Genomic DNA, 22,766 nt, shown 5'->3' with positions numbered 1-22,766 from the left:
GGTGCCCGGCCGTCGCCGGGACGGGCCGGGCGGGGGTGGGGATCATCCGGCCACCCCCACGACGGGCTGCCCGGACGGTACGCCGGTGGCCGCTTCGGCGGCGGCCTCGGCACGGGCGCCGTCCGCGAACTGCGCGGCGGCCAGGCGGCCGTAGAGGGCGTCGTCCCGGATGAGTTGCGGGTGGGTGCCGACGGCACGCACCCGGCCGTCGTCGAGGACCACGATGCGGTCGGCCTCGACCACCGTGGAGATGCGGTGCGCGATGGCGACGACCGCACAGCGGCGGGCGATGCGCCTCAGGCTGTCGCGCAGGGCCGCCTCCGCCTCGGAGTCGAGGTGGGCGGTGGCCTCGTCGAGGAGGATCACGGCGGGCTTCTGAAGCAGCGCCCGGGCCACGCAGAGCCGCTGCCGCTGGCCGCCGGAGAGGCCGATGCCGTGGTCGCCGAGGGGTGTGTCCAGCCCTTCGGGCAGGCCTGCGACCACGTCGGTGAGCCCGGCGAGTTCGACCGCCTCCTCGATGTCGGCCTCGGTGGCGTCGGGTGCGGCGTAGACGATGTTCTCCCGGAGGGTGCCGCGCATCGCGGCGCTGTCCTGCTGGACGTAGCCGACGTCGCTGCGTATCTCGGCGGGTGACAGGTGCGCGATGTCCCTGCCGTCCAGGAGCACCGCTCCCCGCCCGGGGCGGTAGAACCGCTCGATGAGCTGGAAGACAGTCGTCTTGCCTGCGCCGGACACACCGACCAGTGCCGTGAGCCCGCGCCGGGGGACGGTGAAGGAGACCGCGTCCAGGACGGGCCGGTCGCCGTAGCCGAAGCGGACGTCGCGGAATTCGACGGCCGGGTGCCCGCCCTCCGGAGCGGGCGGGGCGGTGTCCTGCGCCCGCTCCGGGCCGGCGTCGGGGCCGGGGGCCGCGGCCGGAGCGGGAGTGTCCTCCTGAGGGATGCCGGCCAGTTCGTCCACGCGCTGCACGGCGGCCCGGCCCTGCTGGTAGGTGCCGAGCGAGAGGAACACGAGCACCAGCGGGGAGACGAGGTAGAAGAGGTACATCGTGAAGGCCGTGAAGTCGGCGACGCTCAGGGAGCCGGTCGCCACCCTGGCCATGCCCACGCCCATCACGGCGGCCAGCGAGGCCTGCAGACCGACGTTCAGGACCGGTGAGAACAGGGCGTTGAGCACGGTGACCCGGTTGCCGGACCGGCGGACCGTGTCCGCGCGCGCCGCGAGCCGTTCCTCCTCGCGGCCCTCGGCGCCGGCGGCCTTCACGGTGGGCAGGGCGGCGAGCACCCGCTGGAGGTCCGCGCCGAACTCGCCGGTGTCCGCTCGGTTGACCAGGGCCGCCCGGCGCAGCCCGCGGGCGACCCCGATGGAGGCGACGCTGGCGACACCGAGGCAGCCGATGGTCACCAGCAGCAGCCAGACGTCGATCAGAGCCATCATCACCACGCCCCCGAGCACGATCAGCCCGTTGAGGAGGATCTGCGCGAGGCTCTGGGTGAGCGCGATCTTCATCAGCGCGGTGTCGCCCACCAGCCGGGTGTGGACGTCGCCCTGCCGCTGGGTGTTGAGGTGCGAGAGGTCGGCGCGCAGCACCCTGCCCGAGAGCAGGACACGGGCGTCGCGGACGATGTTCTCGCCGGCCCGGCCGATGAGACATCCCTGGGTCGCGGAGAGCGCGGCGTCCGCCACGAACAGGACGGCCAGCAGGGTGATGAAGAGGGCGACCGGCTCGTGCCGGCCGACTGCCTCGATGAGATGCGCGACGAGCTTCGGCTGCACGAGGGTGGAGGCCACGCCGAGGATCCCGAGCAGCACCCCGCCCGTCAGGAGCCGGGTCTGGGCACGGGTCAGCTCCGCGACGAGGCCACGCGGCGCGGTCGTGGTCGTGGTCGTGGTGGTCATGACTGCTCCGTCCGGTCGGCGCGGACGAACCGGCTGATGTGCACGGGGCTCTGGGCTGCGACGAACGGCCCGCCCGACCAGTCGCCGTGGAGGCTGACCCGTTCGAGTCCGGCTTCGGCTGCGTAGGCCTCGATGTCCTCCGGGGTGGTGAGTCGCGTGATCTCGGTCCCTATCCGGGTGCCGCCGGGCTCGTGCAGCAGGTGCGAGGTGTGCCAGAGGCCCTGTTCGGCGAGGAGTGTGGAGTAGGTCTGGAGCCCGGTCCCGGGTGCGGGGTAGGGCGCGAAGAAGGAGGTGCGGCTGAGTCCTTCGTGCAGGGTGTGGACGAAGCCGGGGTTGTGGGTCTCCACCACCAGGGTTCCCCCGGGCGTGAGGCGTCGCGCGGCCCGGGCGACGGCGGCGCGCTGGCCCGCAGGGTCGAGGACCAGGGACATCGTGCCGCAGACGCAGTAGACGAGTCCGTAGCGGTGGCTGTCGGCGTAGGCGCGGATGTCGCCGTGCACGGGGGTCACGGCGGCCCCGGACTCCTCGATGGCGGTCCGCAGCTGTTCGAGCATCTCCGGGGAGGAGTCCACGCCCACGACGTCGCCGGTGAGACGTGCGAGCGGTACGGCGATACGGCCCGTGCCCACGCCGAGTTCGAGGGCGGACCCGCCGGGATGCCAGCCGGCCAGCGTCACGGCCGTGCGGTCGGCCGAGCCGTCCTGGGGGAAGAGCCGGTCGTAGAAGTCGGCGAAGACCCTGCCGTAGCCGATGTCCGCGATCGCGGGGGCGGCGGTGTCCGACGGTGCGGTCGCGGTGCTCATGCCTGCTCGCTTTCTGCCGCCGGAGCGGACGGATGACGCATCGGGGTGTAGGGGGAGACGAAGATGATCTCCGGCTCCTCGGAGTCGTCGTAGCCGGCGTTGCGGACCAGCGTGAACTGGAAACCCTTGATGCCGGTGGCGCCGGAACGTTCGATCCCGGCCCGGAAGTAGGCGCTCAGGATGCGGTATCCGGGTAGGGCGCGGGCCGTCGTGAACCCCTTGTCGAGATGGCGCATCACCTCGGTGCCCAGGTCGAAGACGGCCTTCTCGGACCGGCGCTCGGGGAACCAGACGATCTGGTGGGCCCTGCGCCCCGCGATGACCTCCACCGGCGCCCAGTCGGAGGTCTCTCCGGCCTCGTCGAGGGTGCGGCAGTAGAACTGCAGGTCGTGCTGGGCCGGAGTCGGCGCGAAGAAGCGCCAGTTCGGGAAGAGCGTGGAGAACACGTCGAGCCGGGCGAGCCTGCTGAACGTCGGCTGGGGGTGCTGGGCGCAGAGGGTGCCCACCAGCAGCAGGCCGGCGAGCAGCCGTACGTTGCCGTCCGTGCCGCTGAAGTGACGGGCGAGGAGGCGGCGGGCCCCGGCGGCGGAAGCGGTGCTGCTCATCGGGCCCCCTCCTGGCCGGCCTGGGCGGTGGGCTGTCCCGCGGTGGCGGAAGACGGCACGGCCGTGGTGTCGCCCAGGAAGGCCACGAGACGGCGGGCGGCCTCGCACGCGAGTTGCGGGTCGGTCAGGATGCCGTCGTGGTCGGCGGTCTCGACGACGGTGCTGCGGACGGTGCGGCCGGCCAGGTGCGCGTCGGCGAGGTCCTTGTGCAGGAGCAGGTGGTCGGGGTCCCGGTCGACCGTGTGCTGGGCGGACAGCACCAGGGCGTGGGTGTCCAGCCGGGGAAGGGGTCCCACGAAGGACCGGAAGTCCCGTTCCGCGGCCCGCCATTCACGCAGTGCGGCGGTCCACACGCGGTGGTCCGTGTACTCGGCCATCGCTCTGCTCCGCACCGGGGCAGGCAGGTTCCGGATCCAGCCCGGTGTCTGCATGAGGACGCCGAGGCCCGCCCGCAGGCTGACGGACGTGGAACGGATCATCTCCTCGACGTGCCGGGCGTTCGCGCTCTGCTGGCTGGACCGGTCGAGCTGCTGGGGGTGGGAGCTGTCCACGTACACGACGGAGTGCACCCGCTCGCCGAGCCGGACGGCCGCCCGTCGGGCGAGCTCTCCGCCCAGGGAGTGCCCGACCAGCGAGACCTGGCGCCCTTCCGGGACGGCTGCCTCGATCAGGTCGACCAGGTCGTCCACCGATTCGCCCAGGTGGTACGGCGTCGGGGCGTGGCGTCTGCTCGCCCCGTAACCGGCCCGGCTGTAGGCCAGCCACTGGCGTCCGTCGGCATTGAGGGCCTTGGCGTACCAGCTGAAGTGCGCGGGCAGGGCGCCGAGTCCGTGCACGAGGACCGCCACCGGGCCCTCCCCCGTCCGGCTGACCGTGCCGTCGTGGGCCAGTTCGTTGCCGTGCCGGGTGGTGACCGTGGCGCCGAAGGCGTGATCGGTCGTCCGCAACCTGCGGTGGACCGCCACCGCGGCCGCCGCGACCGCGCCGCCGGCCAGGAGCAGAGCAGCGGCCGCCGGCATCCGGTCGTCCCGTCCGGCGACGGCGGGGTGGCTGCGGGGCGTGCTGGTGTACGCGACCATCGGGTGCATCGCTGTGAAGGCCGGAATGAACCTGCCCAGTCCCATGACGGAGCCGTTGGCGACGTGGAAGGCGGCGACGCCGGCGATCACCGGGCGGGTCAGCAGGCCGCCCTTGAGGTACAGCACCGGGAACAGGCACTCCATCGCCAGCACCCCGTGGGCCAGGGCCCGTGCGGACCGGGGGTGACGGCGGGTCAGTCGCCACACCTTCTCGTGCCCGTAGGTCCTGGTCCGCATGACGCCGGTCAGGGCGGAGCCGGTGCGCCAGTCCTTCCCGAGGAGCTTGATCCAGCCGGAGACGACGTACGACAGGTTGGACTGGAGCGCCACGTACCACACCAGCGCGTCCTGGGCGGCGGGCGAGGGGGCGAGCCGCGCCAGGCCGGTCGCGGTCTGCACGAGGTTGGACGCCTGGTCGGAGCCGTCCGTGCCGTAGCGGTGGGTGGGATAGAGCAGGGCGCCGCTGAGACCGAGGAAGAGACTGGCCGCTCCGCGCGCCCGGCTGTCGCCCGGGAGCAGGAGAGCGGCGCTCGCGGCCACCCGGGCGGCGTGCAGCGACCGGCTGGTCCGCTCGTCGGCGACGAAGTCGAGCAGCTTGCGCAGTGGCCTGCCGGAGTGGGCGTGCCCGTACCGGGCGAGTGCCCAGTCGTTCAGTCCGCCCGGCCGTTTCTGATCCGGGGTGGTGAGGTGCTCCAGGCTGGACAGCAGGGAGGTGACCGCCGCGATCCGTTCGGAGGCGCCGATGGCCTGGCTGCGGGAGACGGGCAGGGGGCCGGTGAGGGCCGAGAGCGCCGCCCGGGCGGTGGGCCCGGAGGCTCTGAGCTTGGCGAGGCGAGAGAGCATGGAAGGTACTCCTGGGCGGAAGTCGGGCAGGGCCGGCCGGCTGCGTGGGCGTTCGGCGTGCGGACTGCCCGGATACGGATGCGCTCCGGTGCGGGAGGCCGGTGTCCGGCCGTCCTCGTGCGGCCACCGGCCGGGCGGCACGCCGCTCCGGCCGGGACCGAACGTCTGTGTCAGCCGAGGATTTCGACTTCGATGGGGGGCTCGAGAGGCCCACCGTCCCGCCCGGCCACGAACGCGTTCACCAGGGCGACGCCGATGATCACGCCGGCCGCCACGGCTGGCGTGGCCATGACAGGTGCATGGGCGGTGATGAACCGGCCCTGCGGGTCGTCGACCTCGATGTCGGTGAGGGCACCGGGTCTTGTCAGGAAGGAAACGTCGTTCATCTGGCTCTCCTTGTCCGTGTTCCGGTCGGGCTGGGGTCCGCGATCACTGCTCGACGGGCGACGTGTCGCCGATCGCGTCGCAGACCGCCACACCGGCCACGAAGCCGGCGGCGAACACCGCCGTCGCGAGGACGGGCGTGGCCGCGACGGGGGCCGTGCCCGTGGTGGTGAAACCGGGGTCCTTCTCGGTCAGGGGGCTTGCCGCGGCCGGGACGGCCTGGAAAACGGCAGCGCTCATGGACTTCCTCCTAGGGTGTGAAAAGGTGTGTGGGGCGGTGTCGCGGGGTTGTTCAGAGCTGCGGATCGTGGGTGCCGCCGTCAGAGGCGATCACCGGATAGGCGCAGACCTCCGCCACGAGGACGACCAGCACCGAGGCGATCGGGCCGGCTGCCGGACCGGCGTACCCGGCGTCGCTCTCGGACAGGGCGGGCATCGTGGCCGCAGTGGCGGGGCATACGGCCGTCTCCCACCGGGTGCCGGTCACAGCGAGGGCTCGGTGGTGCTGCCGATGATCGCTCCGGCCGCGTAGGCGACGACCACGGCGGCGGCGACCGTCACGATCACCTGGGTGGCGGCGATCGGTGCGGCACCGCCGAAGGTCTGTCCCTCGGTCCTCTCGTCGAGCGGTCCGACGGCGGCCCAGCCCGGCGTTCTGATCTGCTGCATGTTCCCTCCTCTGTCAGCCTGGACGGCACCCGGAGGCTTCCGCCACAGGTCCGTACGGCATCGCGGCCCCCCGGACCCCGAGGGGCCCGGCCGGGCGGCGTTCCGTCTGTGCCTTCAACGATGGCGGGGCCACAGGCCGGCGGGAAGGCCGTCGGGTGGCACAAGGCTGCAGGGCTGCCCGCAGGATGGTGCAGGCGCGACGCTGCCGGCGTAGACGTGGTTTGGGGCGTGCGGGAACGGCGCATGATTTTTCCCTCGGCGAGTCCGTCACGAGGTGTCCGGCTGCCGTCCAGCGGCGGGCGGCCCTGGCGGGTCACGCCGCGTCCACGGCCGCCGCGGACGCCGACGAGCCCCCGGAAGAAGCACCCGGGTGGACGCACTTCGGCGCGGAGGCGGCCAGCCTCCCTCCGGCGTACCGGGCAGATTGGATGATCGTGGCCACCCCGTCCGTCGCGCCATGCGGTCCCCGCATCGCCTGATCACACCGCCACTGGAGGGCTGGAATGTTCCGTTCGTTGCGTGCGGCGCCGGGTGCTGCGGGGCGTGCGGACGGGGAGGACGACACCTCGATCCACACGCCCCCGACGCGCGCTGTCGTCCTGGTGACCCTCTCGGCGACAGCGGTGACGATCGTCCTGGGCGCGTTGACCGGAACCGCCGTGCTCCTGCTGGGGCTGCTGGTCTTCCTCCCCGCATTCGCCTCCGCGCTGTGCGCCCCACGCCAGACCGCCCTGGTCTCCGCGTGGGTGAGTGTCGTCGTCGTCGTGCCCGTGGCCCTGTCGGGAGAGGCCCTCGCCGACCGGGTGGTCCTGGCCCTGTTCGCCCTCGGCTTCGGGGCACTGGCCGTCTACGGCTCCTGGCTGCGCATCACACGCGAGGGCGCGCTGGTCAGTCTGCGCTCGACCGCTGCCGCGATGCAGCGCCAGATCCTGCGTCCGCTGCCGCTGCTCACCGACGACGTACTTGTGGACGGCGTGTACGAGCCGGTGCAGCAGGACAAACTCGTCGGGGGCGACATCTACGACGTGGCAGCCACCCCGTGGGGTACCCGGGTACTGATCGGCGACGTCCAGGGCAAGGGACTCGCCGCCATCGGCATGGCCATCGACGTGGTCGGAGCCTTCCGTGAGGCCGCCCACCGCGAACCGACGGTGACCGCGCTCGTGGACTCGCTCGAGGCGGCGGTGGTCCGCCACAACGGCTACGCGGAACAGGGCGGTGAGCAGGAGCGGTTCGTCACCGCCGTCGTCGTGGGGGTGGACACCGGCTCCGAGGCCCAGCTCGTCACGTGCGGCCACATCCCTCCTTACCTGCTGCACGACGGGGACGTCACCGCCGTGGGCGCCGGGACGGAGCACGCGCCGCTCGGTCTGGCGGACCTCGTCGCCGAGCCGCGCACGGTGTCCTGGTTCCCGTTCCCCGAGGGCGCGACGCTCCTGCTGTGCACCGACGGACTCACCGAGGCCCGCTCCCCCGCGGGCACCTTCTATCCGCTCGAAGCGCAGCTCGCGGGCCGCGTCGACATCACGGCGGGCCGGCTCACCGATTCGCTCGTCAGTGATGTCCACGCCTTCACGGAGGGCGCGCAGCAGGACGACTTGGCGGTACTCGCCCTGCGCCGCTCTCCGCACCGGATCAGCGGCACAGGGGCCTCGGCGTCTCTCGGGACGACTCCGGCCTGAACCGCTCCCGGAACGCGACGGGACGCCGCGCTGCGCGGCTGCCGGAGCCACGTTCCGCGAGTTGCCGCATGCGTGCGGTCACTCCACCATGGAGGTCTCGCCCGACGGCCGGCCCGACCGGTCCCGCGGCGCTGGACAGGAGAGGTTCGGCACGTGGCCAGGTACTTCGAGAACGACGCCGGTGAACTCGTCCCCGACGCGCTGTCCGGCTTCGCCCGCGCACACGCGGACCTCGTGGCGTACGACGCCGATGACGGGTTCTTCACCGCCCGGCACCCCTCACCGGCCCGCCGGGTGGGGCTCCTGTCGGGCGGCGGCTCGGGGCACGAACCCCTGCACCTCGGATACGTCGGCGCGGGCATGCTCGATGCCGCCTGCCCCGGGAGGGTCTTCGCCTCCCCGCACAACCGGCAGATCTTCCGGGCGTCGCGCGCGGTTGCGGGGCCGGAGGGTGTCCTGCACATCGTCAAGAACTACACCGGCGACCGGATCAACTTCGGTATCGCGGCCGAACGGCTCGCCGCCGCAGGCATCACCTGCGCACGGGTCCTCGTCGACGACGACCTGGCCTCCGACTCCGACAAGATCGCCGCAGGCCGCCGTGGCACGGGCGCCACCATGCTGGTCGAGAAGGTCCTGGGCGGCGCGGCCGACACCGGGATGGGGCTCGAAGGGCTGGTGGAACTGGGCACCGCCCTCGCGGGACGGTGCCGGACGCTCGCCGCCGCCTCCGCCGCCCACACCGCGCCGGCCACCGGTGAGCCGGCGTTCGGACTGCCGACGGGGGAACTCGAGTACGGCGTCGGGATCCACGGCGAGCGCGCCGAGCGCACCAGGAGCCAGGACAGCGTGCGCGCTCTGCTGGAAGACATGGCCGGCGCCCTGCTGGACGCGTTGCGACCCGGACCCGAGGATCCGGTCGTGGCGCTGGTCAACGGCCTGGGGTCGGTCACCTCCCTCGAGCTGTACGGCATCTTCGGTGAACTGGGCCGGATCCTGGACGGCCGCCGTGTACAGCTCGCGCGGCACCTCGTCGGTGACTACGTGACCGCGCTCGACATGCGGGGCTTCTCCCTGACCCTCATGGTCGCCGACCACGACACACTGGGCTTCTACGACGCGCCCGTCCGCACACCGGCGTTGCGGTGGTGAGCGGCCCGCGGGCCGTCGCCCCGGCGGCCCGCAACAGGAGCAGGAGGACGGACACATGACGACCGCCGCGGCTTTGGACGGGACACGGACCCGCGACTGGATGCGCCGCTTCAGCGACTCGGTGTACGCCACCGAGGCCGAGCTGACCGCGCTCGACCAGCGGGCGGGGGACGGCGACTTCGGGACCAATCTCGCGGCCGGGGTGCGGGCCGCCGGTCTTCTCCTCGCCCGTACGGACGAGTCCGCCGGCCCCGCGCAGACCCTTGGAGTCATGGCCACCTCCTTCCTCGACGAGATCGGCGGGACCAGCGGACCTCTGTTCGGTCTGCTGTTCCAGTCGCTGAGCGGGGCCGCCGCGGCCTCCGGTTCGTCTCTGACGACCGTCGCACTCGCCGACGGCACCGCCCGGGGCCTCGCCGCGATCCGCCGTGTGGGCGACGCGGCCCCGGGCGACAAGACGCTGGTCGACGCGCTGGATCCGGCCGCGGCCGCCTTGCGGGCGGCGGGGACCGCGCCGGCCGCGTCCGCTCTGGCCGCGGCGGCGGAAGGTGCCTGGCAGGGCGTGCGGGACACCGCTTCGCTGTCGGCGCGCATGGGCCGGGCCAGCTATCTCGGTGAACGGGCGACAGGCGTACCCGATCCCGGAGCGGTGGGCATCGCCCTGTTCTTCGCCTCCGCGGGAGCCACCGTGCCCGCCCTTGGGCCTCTTCTTCGGCCCAGCGGCTGACCACGCACGCGGCCGGGCGACGGCGGGGAGATCTACTCGCCGATGTGGCTGCGGGCCCAGCACACCAGGTCACGGTCGGCGAGGCTCTCGACCCACAGGTCCGCCTGTTCCGCACCGGGACCCGGCGGGCAGGGTCCGATGCCGATGACCCGGAGACCTGCCCGGCGAGCTGATTCCATACCCGTGAGCGAGTCCTCCACGGCCAGAGCCCCCTCGGGCGGGACACCGCAGAGGCGGACGGCCGTGCTGTAGACATCGGGCTCCGGCTTCGGCCGTACGTCCTCTCCGGCAACCACGACGTGGCTGAAGAAGCCGAGGAGTCCGGCCCGGTCGAGGCATGATTCCACCACCGTCCGGGGGCAGTTGCTCGCCACCGCCAGAGGGATGTGGCGAGCTGCCAGCCGGACCAGGGCGGGGGCTCCCGGAATGGTGACGGGGTCCTCGTCGACCAGCGCCGTGAAGGTGGTGAGGAGTGTGGCGGCCATGTCGTCCGCGAGGTCCGGCTTTCCGGTCTCATCGGCCATGAGCGCGCCGCACTCGGTGTAGTGCACGCCCTTGGCACGGTCGGCGAATCCGGCCGGAGGCGTGAGGCCGAAGATCCGGAAGGTGACGTTCCGGGCCTCCTGCCAGTGTCGTTCCGTGTCCATCAGAGTCCCGTCGCAGTCGAAGACGATGGCTGACGGGGACCAGGCGAGGATGTTACGAGCTGTCATGGGCTGCCGTTCTCGGAGACTGCGCCGACCGTTTCGGTGCACGGGTGCACGGATGGCAGAGAGGTGCCGGGTTGCGGGTCAAGAAATGCGCAGCGATGAGGGAACCGCGCGCATGGGCACGGCTGCTGCGACCGCGTGCACGTTGCTGAGCGCGTCGTGGCGGACGTGGATCGATGCTTTCAGCTCGAACCGAAAACATCATGGCCGTTACGTTATTTCGCGCTCCCGGTTTCCGCAATCACCAATTCGAGTGCATGGAATTACCTCGGACACCGGCGTCCGGGGCGCGCGAAAACGCCGGAGAAATGAACTGCGGATCCTTGATCTCCCGCAACGCGCCTGGTGAGCGGTGCACCCGACAGCCTGCTCCGCCGCGGGACACAGGCGCACCCCGCACGCAATGCACCTCCCCCACCGGGCGGTGGATTGCGTGAACACGCACCCGTGCACGACTGGCGAATAATAAGATCTTCGCGCGATGCGACTGCACCCCCCATGGCGAGAGGCCGCACTTCCTGACCGCATTGACGGAACGTTTGAGCGAAAGTGGAACAGAGATGCAGGACAGAGCCCGGACGACCCGCAAGGTACTGTTGGAATCAGCGGCACACCTCTTTGCCGAACAGGGATACGCGGGAACGAGTGTCAATGACATAAGTGACCACTCGGGAAAAACCAGCGGAGCGATCTATTTTCATTACTCGAGCAAGGAGAAGCTGGCCCTGGCGGTGGCCCGGGAACATTTCGCCACCTGGCCGCAGCTCGCCGCCCCCTACGCGGCGCGGGGAATCCCCCCGCTGGAGAAGCTGGTCGTCCTGAGCCTCGGCGTCGCGCGCTCCCTCAGCGAGGACGTCATGGCCCGCGCGGGCGCCCGGCTGTGGGCGGAGCGCAGAGGTATCGACGGAGTCGTGCCCACGCCGTTCGACGTGTGGTCCCTTGCTGCCACCCGGCTCCTCGCCCAGGCCCGGACGCGCGGTGAGCTCGCGGCCGACGTGAAGCCGTCGGTCGCGGCCGTGACGCTCGTGTGCGCGTTCTTCGGGCTCTGCACACTGGCCGACGACCTGCCGGGCGGGCGGGACCGCGGCGAGCAGTTCGACCAGTGGTGGCTGCTGACGCTCAAGTCCCTCCAGGCAGAGCCGGATCCGGCCGCCCTGCTCGCCCGGGCGCGGGCACGGATCCCGGCCCAGGGCTGAAGGACGACCCGGCTCACCGGATCCGCCGCGGGTGGCAGCCCGGCCGGGGACCGGAGCTGCGTGGAAGCCGCGTCGACCGGTCCGGGCCAGGCAGCTTACGGAGCGGCAGCCGGGCTCTGCCCGGCCTGCGGGCGGATCTCCTCGATGACGGCCCCGGGCGGACGGGGCTCGCCGGGCGACGACCGGAGGTGGACGCGCGTTCCGCTCCCCGTCGATCTCCGCGGTCGCCTCGGGCCGCCCCGGAGAGACGTTCCAGGTCGTGGCGCCCGGACCGCCTTCCTGCCACCCCTCGAATCTCTACGGCCCCCAGGGAACGACCCCGCCGGTGCCTGCCATGTCGGGGCCCGAGGCTTCAATGCCGGGACAACCGCTGAACCGAAGAGGACCGCCTCGCAGAAGGCGGTCCTCCAGAGTCGTGCCCGGTCGGTCAGATCAGTCCGGTCTCCTCGCTCGCGTGGCGAAATGGACCGGATCGAGGGAGAACCCGGCTTGCCCGTCGACGAATTCGGACACCCGACCGCCACCTTCGACGGTGGCGACTCGGCGGCACCGAACTCCCTTCCGTTGGCTCCCCTATGGCAGGTGATGAGCCCGTCTCAGCATTCGGCTGCTCTCCGACACCTCATTCTGCGGTGTCGTGGCGTCGTCCGGGTGGGAGACCCTGTCCAGCTCGCCGCACACGGCCCAGGAAAGCCGTCCACCCGCGTGACGGATGCCACCGACCCCGCTCGGCGGCACCATGAAGCCGCACCTGGAATCCCGTACCGGAGACCTCACCTGCACCGATGGGCCGGCACGGCCACAGCCGGAGAGCCGCGGGAGGTTGAGACTCCCGACCTGAGCGTCATTCGGGAGTCAAGAATCTCCAGCGAGCCTTTGAAGGCGTCGCCGACGCAAGGGCGTCACTGATGAATTCGAAGGTCAGGAGGGCACGAGGGGCGATCCGCCCCCTCGAACCGCCGCACTTCGGGAAACAGGTCGAGCGCCACCGGCCGCACCTGAAAGTCGCAGGTCAAGCGCCCTTCTCGGCAGGCTCAAGAATCGCCACGCACTCCACATGATGCGTCATCGGGAACAGATCGAACGCCCGCAGCGTCCGCACCCTGTACCCCCCCTCCGCGAAGTACGCGATGTCCCGCGCCAGCGCCGCCGGATCGCAGGCCACGTACGCGATGCGGCGGGCGCCCAGGGCGACCAGCTGCTTGACCGTGCCCTTGCCCGCGCCCGCGCGCGGCGGGTCAAGGACGATCAGGTCGCACTCGGTGATGCCCGTGCGCGGCAGGACCTGGTCGACCTTGCCGTGTTCGATGCGGACCCGGTCCAGGTCCTTCAGGTTGTGCCGGGCGTCCTCGACCGCGCGCTTGCCGGACTCGATGCCCAGCACCGCGCCCTTCTCGCCGATCCGCTGGCCGATGGCGCCCGCGAACAGGCCGACGCCGCAGTAGAGGTCCAGCGCCGTGTCGTTCTTGCGGGGCAGCAGCCCCTGCATGACTGCGCGGACCAGCGTGTCCGCCGCCTGCGGGTGGACCTGCCAGAAGCCGCCCGAGCCCACGCGGTACGTACGGTCGTCGGCACGCTCCCGGACGAACGCGCGGCCGTGGACGCGGTGGACTCCGCCGTCCTTCTCGTCGACGCGCATGACCGAGACGGGCTTGTCCAGCTCGACCAGCGGGAGCCGGCCGCCCTCGCGCGGGGTCAGGATGACCTGGCGGTCGTGGGAGCCGGTGGCGGAGATCGCCTCCACCGTGGCCATCTGCGGCCAGTCCTGCTTCTCGATGCCGAGCTCGGAGACGCCCGGCGCCGCGATCAGGCAGTGGTCGATCGGCTGGACCTCGTGCGAGCGGTGCTTGCGCAGGCCGACCAGGCCGTCCGCGTCGACGGCGTACTGGACGCGGGTACGCCAGGCCGGGACCTCGCCCGGCGGGAGCTTGTCGCCCTCGGCCGGCATGACCGTGCCGTCCCAGCCGGCCTCCTCGGGCGTGAGGCCCGCGAGACGCAGGAGCTGCTCGGCGATGACCTCTCCCTTGAGGCGGCGCTGGGCGCCCGGCTTGGCGTGCTGCCAGTCGCAGCCGCCGCACTTGCCGGGTCCGGCGTACGGGCAGGGGGCCTCGACCCGGTCCTTCGACGCGTCGATGACGGTGACGGCGTCGGCCCGCAGGAAGCGCGAGCCGCTCTCGCCCTCGGTGACCCGGGCGACGACCTTCTCGCCCGGAAGGGTGTGCCGCACGAAGAGCACCTGCCCCTCGTCCGTGCGGGCGATGCAGTGGCCGCCGTGGGCGACGGGGCCGACCTCGACCTCGTACTCCCGACCGATCAGGGATTCCCCGGCCTGCGACGACGTGGATTCGTTCTGCATGAGGGGGTGGCTCCAGAGATCAGGAAACGGGAAAGCGGCCGGACAACAGCCCACCAGTCTACGTGGGCGGAAGCCGGCCGCTCGCCATGGGAGCGGTGCCCGGTCAGCTCTTGGTGCTGCTGGACTCCTTGTGGTGCCGCCGCTCGACGGGGCCGCGGCGGACGGCGCCGGGCGCGTTCCAGTCCGCGCGCCTGCGCGCCCGGACCTTCGCCGCCTCGGAGGACTCCAGCTGGTACGGCACCGACGTGACCATCACCCCCGGGGTGAAGAGGAGCCGCCCCTTGAGCCGCAGCGCGCTCTGGTTGTGGAGCAGGTGCTCGTACCAGTGGCCGACCACGTACTCCGGGATGTAGACGCTGATCACATCGCGCGGGCGGTCCTTGCGCAGGCTCTTGACGTACTCGATGACCGGCCGGGTCACCTCTCGGTAGGGCGAGTCGAGGATCTTCAGCGGGATGTCGATGCCGCGGCGTTCCCAGTCCTCCCGGAGCGCCTTCGTCTCCTCGTGGTCGACGCTGATGGAGAGCGCCTCCAGCTGGTCGGAGCGCACGAGCTTGGCGTACGTGAGGGCGCGCAGCGTGGGCCGGTGGAGCTTGGAGACCAGGACGATCGAGTGGACCCGCGAGGGCCGGATGGTGTCGTCCGAGGGGGCCTCCTCCGCCGAGATCTCCTCCGCGACCCGGTCGTAGTGCTTGCGGATCGCGGTCATCGTGCCGAAGAAGATCACCATGCCGAGCAGGGCGACCCAGGCGCCGTGGGTGAACTTGGTCGCCAGGACGACGACCAGGACCAGGCCGGTGAAGAACGCGCCGAAGGTGTTGATCGCCCGGGAGCGGATCATGTGCCGCCGTGCCGCGGGGTCGTTCTCCGTACGCAGGTGACGGTTCCAGTGCCGCACCATGCCGGTCTGGCTGAGCGTGAAGGAGACGAACACGCCGACGATGTACAGCTGGATCAGCCGGGTCGAGTCGGCCCCGTAGATCCAGACGAGCAGGATCGCGGCCCCGGCCAGCAGCACGATGCCGTTGGAGAAGGCCAGCCGGTCGCCGCGGGTGTGCAGCTGGCGGGGCAGGTAGCGGTCCTGGGCGAGGATCGAACCCAGCAGCGGGAAGCCGTTGTACGCGGTGTTCGCCGCGAGGAACAGCACGAGTGCGGTGGCCGCCGCCAGGAAGACGAAGAGGAAGGTGCCCTCCCCGAAGACCGCCGCGGCGACCTGGGAGATCACCGGGTCCTGGACGAAGCCCGCGCCGACCGCCGCGCCGTTGTGGATCAGGTCCTTCGCCGGGTTCTCCGCCATCTTCACGTCGGTCGCCATGGCGAGGCCGATGATGCCGCAGAACATGGTGACGGCGAGCAGGCCCATCGCCGCGAGGGTGGTCGCGGCGTTCTTGCTCTTGGGCTTGCGGAACGCGGGGACACCGTTGCTGATCGCCTCGACGCCGGTGAGCGCTGCGCACCCCGAGGAGAAGGCGCGCAGCAGCAGGAAGACGAGGGCGAAGCCGGCGAGCCCCTGGTGCTCGGGCTTGATCTCGTAGTCCGAGGTGGGCGCGTGCATGGTGTCGCCGAGGGCGAGCCCCCGGAACGCTCCCCAGAGGATCATCACGAAGACGCCGGCCACGAAGAGGTACGTCGGGATCGCGAAGAGCTTGCCGGACTCCTTGACGCCGCGCAGGTTCATCAGCGTCAGGAGCACGATGGCCCCGATCGCGCAGAACGTCTTGTGCTCGACGACGAAGGGCACGGCGGAGCCGAGGTTCTCCACACCGGAGGAGATCGACACGGCGACGGTGAGGACGTAGTCGACGAGGAGCGCGCTGGCGACGGTCAGACCGGCCTTCGGCCCGAGGTTGGTGTTGGCGACCTCGTAGTCGCCGCCACCGCTCGGGTAGGCACGGACGTTCTGCCGGTACGAGGCGACGACGGTGAACATCAGGACCACGACCGCGACTGCGATCCACGGGCTGAAGTGGTACGCCGACACGCCCGCGATGGACAGCACGAGGAGGACTTCTCCGGGTGCGTACGCAACGGAGGACAGCGGGTCGGATGCGAAGACGGGGAGCGCGATGCGCTTGGGGAGGAGCGTTTCCCCCAGCTTGTCGCTGCGCAGCGCCCGGCCGATCAGGATCCGTTTGGGCACGTCGGTCAGTTTGGACACGGTGAGGATCGTAAGCGTTGCCGGGACACGCCGCCGAGGCACCACCCCCTCAGAACCCGGAAAACCTTCATGATGACCCGCCCTCACCGGAAAAGTCCACGGAATCCTTAACGAAATCCTTGCGTCACGGACGGGCCGGGTCCGGTCGGACGCCGTCGTTCCGGTCACCCTGCCGACCTCTTCCCCGGATGCCCCGGCGTTCCCTCACGGTCGTCGTTCCGGCCCTCTCCCCGCACACCCTGCCGTCGCCCCCACGGTCCTCTGTCCGGTCCCTCCCCGGCCTCCCGTCCGCCTGCCGTCCCGGTGGGTTCCCCGGGCCCCCTCGCGGACGCGGCCCGGCTCCCTTTTGCTCATCGGCCCGCGGGGTACGCACACTCGGATGAGGCGGTGCGGTCGTGGCCGCATAAGCTCATCCCCGGGCAACGCCGGAAGTCGTTGCCCCATTGTTTGCCCCGCAAGCTGAGAGAGAAGTGTGAGCAGGGTGTTTTCGCAGGTCATCCGGATGACCAGGACGGCGAGGTAGGCGCAAGGTGCACATCGTCATCATGGGCTGCGGGCGTGTCGGAGCCGCTCTCGCACAGACCCTGGAGCAGCAGGGGCACACGGTCGCCGTGATCGACCAGGACCCCACGGCGTTCCGTCGCCTCGGTTCCGGATTCGGCGGCCGGCGGGTCAGCGGGGTCGGTTTCGACCAGGACACCCTGCGCGAGGCGGGGATCGAGGAGGCCGGGGCGTTCGCCGCGGTCAGCAGCGGCGACAACTCCAACATCATCGCGGCCCGGGTGGCGCGCGAGATGTTCGGCATCGAAAACGTCGCGGCGCGCATCTACGACCCGCGGCGCGCCGAGGTCTACCAGCGCCTGGGCATCCCCACGGTCGCCACCGTCCGCTGGACCGCGGACCAGATGCTGCGGCGTCTGCTGCCGTCGGGCGCGGAGCCGCTGTGGCGCGACCCGAGCGGTGGTGTGCAGCTCGCGGAGGTGCACACCACGCCGTCGTGGATCGGGCACAAGATCAGCACACTGCAGGAGGAGACGGGCGTCCGCGTCGCCTTCCTCACCCGCTTGGGTGAGGCCATACTGCCCACGTCGCAGACGGTTCTGCAGGAGGGCGACCTGGTCCACGTGATGATGCGTACGGACGAGATCGCGAAGGTCGAGGAGGCCTTTGCCGAAGGTCCCGAGGAGGGCGGTCACTGATGCGCGTGGCGATTGCCGGGGCCGGCGCGGTGGGCCGTTCCATCGCGGCCGAGCTCCTGGAGAACGGGCATGAGGTCCTGCTGATCGACAAGGCGCCGACGGCCATCTCGGTGGAGCGGGTCCCGATGGCCGAATGGCTTCTCGCGGACGCCTGTGAGATCACGTCCCTCGACGAGGCCGCGCTCCAGCGGTGCAACGTCGTGATCGCCTCGACCGGGGACGACAAGGTGAACCTGGTCGTCTCCCTGCTCGCGAAGACCGAGTACGGGGTGCCGAGGGTCGTGGCCCGGGTGAACAACCCGAAGAACGAGTGGCTGTTCAACGAGTCCTGGGGGGTCGATGTCGCGGTCTCCACGCCGCGCCTGATGTCCGCCCTGGTCGAGGAGGCCGTGAGCGTCGGCGATCTCGTCCGGCTGCTCCGGTTCAGTCACGGCGACGCCAACCTGGTCGAGCTGACGCTGCCCCCCGAGTCGGCGATGGCGGGCATCCGGGTGAGCGATGTCGCCTGGCCCGAGGACACCTCGCTCGTCACGATCATCCGCGGTACGCGGGTGCTGACGCCGAGCCCCGAGGAGACCCTGGAGGCCGGTGACGAGCTGCTGTTCGTGGCCGCACAGGCGCGCGAGGAGCAGCTGGAGGACCTGCTGTCGGTGCGCCGGGAGCCGGCCGAGGACTGAGTCCGTGCACGCGTGGGGCCCCGGACCGATCCCGTCCGGGGCCCCACGCGTGTGTCAGATCTCGGAGTTGCGGGCTTCCGCTGCCCGCGCGCTCTGCGCGGCCTTCCGCTCCTTCTCGGCCTGCTCCTCTGCCTCCATCTCGGCGAAGACGTCGATGGGCGGCGGCGCCTTGGCGAGGAAGACCCAGGTCAGATACACCGCGAGCAGGAACGGCGGGATCTTGAGCGCGACCAGGACCCAGCCGAGCTGCGCGGTGTCGGCCCACCAGTAGAGCGGGAAGAGGATCGCGCACTTGGCGAGCAGGATCAGCCCCCAGGCGTAGCTGGCCTTGGCGTACGCCTTCTTGCGGCCGGGGTTCCTGGTGCGCCAGGAGAGGTTCTCCTTGAAGACCGGGCCCAGGATCAGCCCGATCAGCGGCACGCCGGCGATCGTCGTCACGAGGTAGGCGAGGGCCAGTCCGAGCGTGTAGATCATGCCCGGCAGATAGAAGTCCTTGGCGTTGCCCGTCATCTTCGCGAAGAGCACACCGAAGGCCACGCCGAAGACCCCGCTGAACGCGTGCTTGACGGTGTCCTTGCGGAGCAGCCGTACGACGACGAGGAGCAGGGAGACGCCCAGGGCGGCGACCGCCGAGGCCGTCAGGTCCTTGTTGATGGTGAAGATCGTGACGAAGAGCAGCCCGGGCAGGACTGTCTCCACCATGCCCCGCACGCCGCCGAACGCCTCGAAGAGCGCGGCTTCCGTGACCGCCTTCGCGTCGGCGTCCTGCTGGTCGGTGCGGTGGGGCTGGTCCGTGTCGGACGTCGGCTTGTCGAGAGACGTCACCGGCTACTCCTTGCCGAGCGGTCGGAGTTCGTATTTGGGATTGAACAGCACCCGGCGTCCGTGGCTCATGGCCACGCGGCCCGACGCGATGAGCTTGCGGCCCGGCTCGATGCCGACGATGGAACGCCGGCCGAGCCAGACCACGTCGAGCGGCGCGGTGCCGTCGAAGAGCTCCGCCTCCAGGGCGGGCACTCCGGCCCGCGGGCGCAGGGTGACGGTCCGCAAGGTACCAGTGACCTTGACGATCTGGCGGTCCGTGCATTCGGAGATGCGCGTGCATCCCGATGCGTGCGAGTCCTCCCGCAGCTCCTGGGACTCGAGGTCCTCCTGGGAGCTGGACAGCCGGTCGAGCATGCGGCGGAGGCGGCCGGACGGCTTCTCCGCCCTGCTGCCGGACTTCTCGGATCGGGGAACAGCACTCATACCCGAAGGGTACCGGTCTCCTGTGGTAGGGGCGGGCCCGCACGAGGACCACCCGGACGAGTGACCCCGTTCACTCCGGAACGGGGCGCCCCCGCTCGAATCGGTAGCCCATTCCGGGCTCGGTCACGAAGTGCCTGGGGTGCGAGGGATCCGCCTCCAGCTTGCGGCGCAGCTGCGCCATGTAGACCCGCAGATAGTTGGTCTCCGTGCCGTACGAGGGCCCCCAGACCTCCTGGAGCAGCTGTTTCTGGCTGACGAGCCGCCCGGCGTTGCGGACGAGGACCTCCAGCAGGTGCCACTCGGTGGGCGTCAGCCGCACGTCGCGGCCCTCGCGGTGGACCTTCTTCGCGGCCAGGTCGACGGTGAACCCCTCGGTCTCGACGACCACGAGGTCGTCGCCGCCGTCCGGGCCGACCGGCTCCGCCCGTCGCACGGCGGCGCGGAGCCGGGCCAGCAGCTCGTCCATGCCGAACGGCTTGGTGACGTAGTCGTCGGCGCCCGCGTCGAGGGCCTCGACCTTCTCGTCGGAGGTGTGGCGGGCGGAGAGCACGAGGATCGGCACCCGGGTCCAGCCGCGCAGTCCCCGGATCACCTCGACGCCGTCCATGTCCGGCAGGCCGAGGTCGAGGACGACGACGTCGGGGTGGCGCGCCGCCGCCAGCTGCAGGGCGGTCGCCCCGTCGGGCGCCGCGTCCACCTCGTACCTGCGCGCCTTCAGGTTGATCACGAGGGCGCGTACGATCTGCGGCTCGTCGTCGACCACGAGGACCCGGGTCATCGCGGACCTGCCTTTCCGGAATACGTGTACGGGGTGGGGGTGCGCCCCGGAGTTCTCATGAGGTGGCGTGCGCGGGAGGGACGGGGCCGGCCCGTACCTGCCCCGGGGCGGCCGTGAGGGTGAGGACCATGGTGAGCCCGCCGCCCGGGGTGTCCTCGGCGTCGAGGGTGCCGCCCATGGACTCCACGAAGCCGCGGGCGACCGCGAGCCCGAGGCCGACCCCGGCGCCGCGCGGGGCGTCACCGTAGCGCTGGAAGGGCTCGAATATGCGTTCCTTGGCCTCGTCGGGGACCCCGCGGCCCCGGTCGGCCACCCGCAGCTCGACGCGCTCGCCCAGGGAGCTGGCGGCGACGGCGACCCGTGCGCGGCCGGGGCTGTACTTGACGGCGTTCTCGACGATGTTGGCCACGGCCCGCTCCAGCAGCCCGGGGTCGACGGCGACCATGGGAAGCGTCTCGGGGATGTCCAGGTCGACGCTGCCCTCCGGCACGCCGCCGAGCGCCATCGGGACCACCTCGTCGAGGTCGATCTCGCGGATCAGCGGGGTCACCGTGCCGGTCTGCAGGCGTGACATGTCGAGGAGGTTGCCGACCAGGTGGTCCAGGCGGTCGGCGCCGTCCTCGATGGCCGCGAGGAGCTCCGCCTCGTCCGCGTCGGACCAGGAGACGTCGTCGGAGCGCAGGGAGCTCACGGCGGCCTTGATGGCGGCCAGCGGGGTGCGCAGGTCGTGGCTGACGGCCGCGAGCAGCGCGGTTCTGATCCGGTTGCCCTCGGCCAGCCGCCTGGCCGCCTCCGCCTCCCCCACCAGGCGCTGCCGGTCGAGCACCACGGCGGCCTGCGCGGCGAAGGCGCCGAGGACCCTGCGGTCCTCGGCGGGCAGCACGCGCCCGGAGAGCGCCAGTGCCATGTGGTCGCCGACGGGCATGTCCACGTCCGCGTCGTCGGGCCGGGCCACGGGTGCGGGGCCGACGGACCCGGCGCAGGTCCACGGCTCGACGTCGCTCTGCCGCTCCAGGAGGGCGACGGACTCCATGCCGAAGGTCTCGCGGACCCGGTCCAGCAGCGCGTCCAGGGCGGTCTCGCCCCGCAGGACGCTCCCGGCGAGGGCGGAGAGGATCTCCGACTCGGCGCGCAGCCGGGCCGCCTGGTGGGTGCGCCGTGCCGCCAGGTCGACGACGGAGGCGACCGCGACCGCCACCGCGAAGAAGATCACGATGGCGACGAAGTTCTCCGGGTCCTGCACGGTCAGGGTGTGGGTGGGCGGGGTGAACCAGTAGTTCAGGAGCAGGGAGCCCACGGCGGCCGAGGCGAGCGCGGGGGCCAGTCCGCCGAGCAGGGCGGCGGCGACGGTCATGAAGAGGAAGAGCAGGACGTCGTTGGCGAGTCCCGGCCCGTTCTCCATGCCGTGCAGGAGCAGGGTCAGGAGAGCCGGGCCGCCGACGCCGACCAGCCAGCCCGAGATGATCCGGGTGCGGCTGAGCCGCGCGCCGCGCGCGATGGGCAGCCCGCGCCCCTTGGCCACCTCCTCGTGCGTGACGATGTGCACGTCGAGGTCGGGTCCCGACTCGCGGGCGACGGTGGCGCCCACCCCGGGGCCGTAGACGTACTGCCAGGTCTTGCGGCGGCTGGAGCCGAGGACGATCTGGGTGGCGTTGACGCCCCGTGCGAACGCGAGGAGCGCGGAGGGTATGTCGTCGCCGATGACGTGGTGGAAGGTGCCGCCGAGGTCCTCGACGAGGGTCCGCTGCACCGCCAGCTCCTTCGGCGAGGCGCTGGTCAGCCCGTCGCTGCGGGCGATGTACACCGCGAGGATCTCGCTGCCGGAGCCCTTGGCAGCCATCCGGGAGGCGCGGCGGATCAGCGTGCGGCCCTCGGGGCCTCCGGTCAGTCCGACGACGATGCGCTCGCGGGCCTGCCAGGGGGCGCTGATGTCGTGCTCGCCGCGGTACTGCTGGAGGTACTCGTCGACCCGGTCGGCGACCCAGAGGAGCGCCAGTTCGCGCAGGGCGGTGAGGTTGCCGGGCCGGAAGTAGTTGGACAGGGCCGCGTCGACCTTGTCGGACTGGTAGATGTTGCCGTGGGCCATGCGGCGGCGCAGCGCCTGGGGCGACATGTCGACAAGCTCGATCTGGTCGGCCCGGCGGGCGACCTCGTCGGGGATGGTCTCCTGCTGGCGCACCCCCGTTATCGACTCCACGACGTCGCCGAGGGACTCCAGGTGCTGGATGTTGACGGTGGACACCACGTCGATGCCCGCCCTGAGGAGTTCCTCGACGTCCTGCCAGCGCTTGGCGTTGCGGGAGCCCGGCACATTGGTGTGGGCCAGTTCGTCCACGAGCACGACGGCCGGGGCGCGTTCCAGCACGGCGTCGACGTCCATCTCGGCGAAGACGGCCGAGCGGTGCTCGATGTCGCGCCGGGGGATCTGCTCCAGACCGTGCAGCAGCACCTCGGTGCGCGGCCGGTCGTGGTGCTCCACGAACGCGACGACGCAGTCCGTGCCCCGTTCCACGCGGCGGTGGGCCTCGGACAGCATCGCGTACGTCTTGCCGACGCCGGGTGCCGCACCCAGGTAGATCCGAAGCTTGCCGCGTGCCATGG

The 22,766-nt window shown here is 71.4% G+C and carries 21 protein-coding genes; 6 read left to right on the top strand and 15 right to left on the bottom strand.

All coding sequences use genetic code 11. The features are described from left to right. Window positions 1-42: 42 nt before the first annotated feature. The 8 genes from ACFC51_RS29640 to ACFC51_RS29605 all read right to left on the bottom strand — a co-directional run bounded on the left by ACFC51_RS29640 (window position 43) and on the right by ACFC51_RS29605 (window position 6,282). Window positions 43-1,899 (bottom strand): ABC transporter ATP-binding protein, encoded by a 1,857-nt coding sequence (locus ACFC51_RS29640; RefSeq protein ID WP_376531741.1) that lies wholly within the window; start codon window positions 1,897-1,899, stop codon window positions 43-45. After that, window positions 1,896-2,702: a class I SAM-dependent methyltransferase gene (locus ACFC51_RS29635; protein WP_376367473.1), complete on the bottom strand. Its 807-nt coding sequence runs from the start codon at window positions 2,700-2,702 to the stop codon at window positions 1,896-1,898. Before ACFC51_RS29635 ends, ACFC51_RS29640 begins: the two co-directional genes overlap by 4 nt. Then, complete coding sequence (locus ACFC51_RS29630) at window positions 2,699-3,307, bottom strand: hypothetical protein (protein WP_376531739.1); 609 nt, start codon at window positions 3,305-3,307, stop codon at window positions 2,699-2,701. Before ACFC51_RS29630 ends, ACFC51_RS29635 begins: the two co-directional genes overlap by 4 nt. Next, a complete protein-coding gene (locus ACFC51_RS29625) occupies window positions 3,304-5,229 on the bottom strand; it encodes an alpha/beta fold hydrolase (RefSeq protein ID WP_376367470.1) in 1,926 nt (641 codons plus the stop codon). Before ACFC51_RS29625 ends, ACFC51_RS29630 begins: the two co-directional genes overlap by 4 nt. Window positions 5,230-5,399: 170 nt before the next feature. After that, the gene (locus ACFC51_RS29620) at window positions 5,400-5,615 is read right to left on the bottom strand and encodes a hypothetical protein (protein WP_376367468.1); all 216 of its coding nucleotides are present in this window, start codon (window positions 5,613-5,615) and stop codon (window positions 5,400-5,402) included. A gap of 43 nt (window positions 5,616-5,658) precedes the next feature. Beyond that, window positions 5,659-5,853 (bottom strand): hypothetical protein, encoded by a 195-nt coding sequence (locus ACFC51_RS29615; RefSeq protein WP_376367466.1) that lies wholly within the window; start codon window positions 5,851-5,853, stop codon window positions 5,659-5,661. Between the two features lie 52 nt (window positions 5,854-5,905). Then, on the bottom strand, window positions 5,906-6,100 hold the full coding sequence (locus ACFC51_RS29610; protein WP_376367464.1) for a hypothetical protein: 195 nt from the start codon (window positions 6,098-6,100) through the stop codon (window positions 5,906-5,908). Next, window positions 6,097-6,282: a hypothetical protein gene (locus tag ACFC51_RS29605; protein WP_376367462.1), complete on the bottom strand. Its 186-nt coding sequence runs from the start codon at window positions 6,280-6,282 to the stop codon at window positions 6,097-6,099. Before ACFC51_RS29605 ends, ACFC51_RS29610 begins: the two co-directional genes overlap by 4 nt. A gap of 503 nt (window positions 6,283-6,785) precedes the next feature. Here ACFC51_RS29605 and ACFC51_RS29600 point away from each other — a divergent pair. The 3 genes from ACFC51_RS29600 (at window position 6,786) to dhaL (ending at window position 9,843) form a co-directional block, all read left to right on the top strand. Then, entirely contained in the window at window positions 6,786-7,964 is a 1,179-nt protein-coding gene (locus ACFC51_RS29600; protein WP_376531737.1) for a PP2C family protein-serine/threonine phosphatase, read from the top strand. A gap of 153 nt (window positions 7,965-8,117) precedes the next feature. Next, entirely contained in the window at window positions 8,118-9,116 is a 999-nt protein-coding gene (locus ACFC51_RS29595) for a dihydroxyacetone kinase subunit DhaK (protein WP_376367460.1), read from the top strand. Window positions 9,117-9,171: 55 nt separating this feature from the next. Next, window positions 9,172-9,843, top strand: a complete 672-nt coding sequence (dhaL, locus tag ACFC51_RS29590; protein WP_376531735.1) for a dihydroxyacetone kinase subunit DhaL — start codon at window positions 9,172-9,174, stop codon at window positions 9,841-9,843. A gap of 32 nt (window positions 9,844-9,875) precedes the next feature. Here dhaL and ACFC51_RS29585 read toward each other — a convergent pair whose 3' ends face one another. Further along, window positions 9,876-10,556, bottom strand: a complete 681-nt coding sequence (locus ACFC51_RS29585) for an HAD family hydrolase (protein WP_376531733.1) — start codon at window positions 10,554-10,556, stop codon at window positions 9,876-9,878. 557 nt (window positions 10,557-11,113) lie between these two features. On the opposite strand from ACFC51_RS29585, the gene ACFC51_RS29580 reads away from it, so the two are divergent. Next, entirely contained in the window at window positions 11,114-11,749 is a 636-nt protein-coding gene (locus ACFC51_RS29580; protein WP_376531731.1) for a ScbR family autoregulator-binding transcription factor, read from the top strand. Between the two features lie 1,012 nt (window positions 11,750-12,761). Here the strand turns inward: ACFC51_RS29580 and ACFC51_RS29575 are convergent. Together ACFC51_RS29575 and ACFC51_RS29570 are read right to left on the bottom strand one after the other, a co-directional pair. Beyond that, on the bottom strand, window positions 12,762-14,105 hold the full coding sequence (locus ACFC51_RS29575) for a class I SAM-dependent RNA methyltransferase (RefSeq protein ID WP_376531729.1): 1,344 nt from the start codon (window positions 14,103-14,105) through the stop codon (window positions 12,762-12,764). Window positions 14,106-14,208: 103 nt separating this feature from the next. Continuing rightward, window positions 14,209-16,263 carry an APC family permease gene (locus tag ACFC51_RS29570; RefSeq protein ID WP_376367450.1) on the bottom strand — a complete coding sequence of 685 codons (2,055 nt, stop codon included), beginning with the start codon at window positions 16,261-16,263 and terminating at the stop codon, window positions 14,209-14,211. Window positions 16,264-16,793: 530 nt separating this feature from the next. On the opposite strand from ACFC51_RS29570, the gene ACFC51_RS29565 reads away from it, so the two are divergent. Both ACFC51_RS29565 and ACFC51_RS29560 read left to right on the top strand, forming a co-directional pair. Further along, the gene (locus ACFC51_RS29565; protein WP_014153600.1) at window positions 16,794-17,462 is read left to right on the top strand and encodes a TrkA family potassium uptake protein; all 669 of its coding nucleotides are present in this window, start codon (window positions 16,794-16,796) and stop codon (window positions 17,460-17,462) included. Continuing rightward, window positions 17,462-18,139, top strand: coding sequence for a TrkA family potassium uptake protein (locus ACFC51_RS29560; RefSeq protein ID WP_073748168.1), 678 nt, complete (start codon window positions 17,462-17,464; stop codon window positions 18,137-18,139). Before ACFC51_RS29565 ends, ACFC51_RS29560 begins: the two co-directional genes overlap by 1 nt. 54 nt (window positions 18,140-18,193) lie before the next feature. On the opposite strand, the gene ACFC51_RS29555 is transcribed toward ACFC51_RS29560, so the two are convergent. From ACFC51_RS29555 to ACFC51_RS29540, 4 genes are all read right to left on the bottom strand, one after another. Next, window positions 18,194-18,964: a DUF3159 domain-containing protein gene (locus ACFC51_RS29555; RefSeq protein ID WP_376367448.1), complete on the bottom strand. Its 771-nt coding sequence runs from the start codon at window positions 18,962-18,964 to the stop codon at window positions 18,194-18,196. A 3-nt stretch (window positions 18,965-18,967) separates the two neighbouring features. After that, complete coding sequence (locus ACFC51_RS29550) at window positions 18,968-19,387, bottom strand: OB-fold nucleic acid binding domain-containing protein (RefSeq protein WP_376367446.1); 420 nt, start codon at window positions 19,385-19,387, stop codon at window positions 18,968-18,970. Between the two features lie 70 nt (window positions 19,388-19,457). Then, entirely contained in the window at window positions 19,458-20,165 is a 708-nt protein-coding gene (locus tag ACFC51_RS29545; RefSeq protein WP_376367444.1) for a response regulator, read from the bottom strand. A 55-nt stretch (window positions 20,166-20,220) separates the two neighbouring features. Then, window positions 20,221-22,764 (bottom strand): DUF4118 domain-containing protein, encoded by a 2,544-nt coding sequence (locus tag ACFC51_RS29540; protein WP_376367442.1) that lies wholly within the window; start codon window positions 22,762-22,764, stop codon window positions 20,221-20,223. Between the last annotated feature and the right edge of the window lie 2 nt (window positions 22,765-22,766).

This window comes from Streptomyces sp. NPDC055962 (genome assembly GCF_042270185.1).
Classification (GTDB): domain Bacteria; phylum Actinomycetota; class Actinomycetes; order Streptomycetales; family Streptomycetaceae; genus Streptomyces.
The sequence above is the reverse complement of the archived record's forward strand: the minus strand, read 5'-3'. Positions and strand labels throughout refer to the sequence as shown.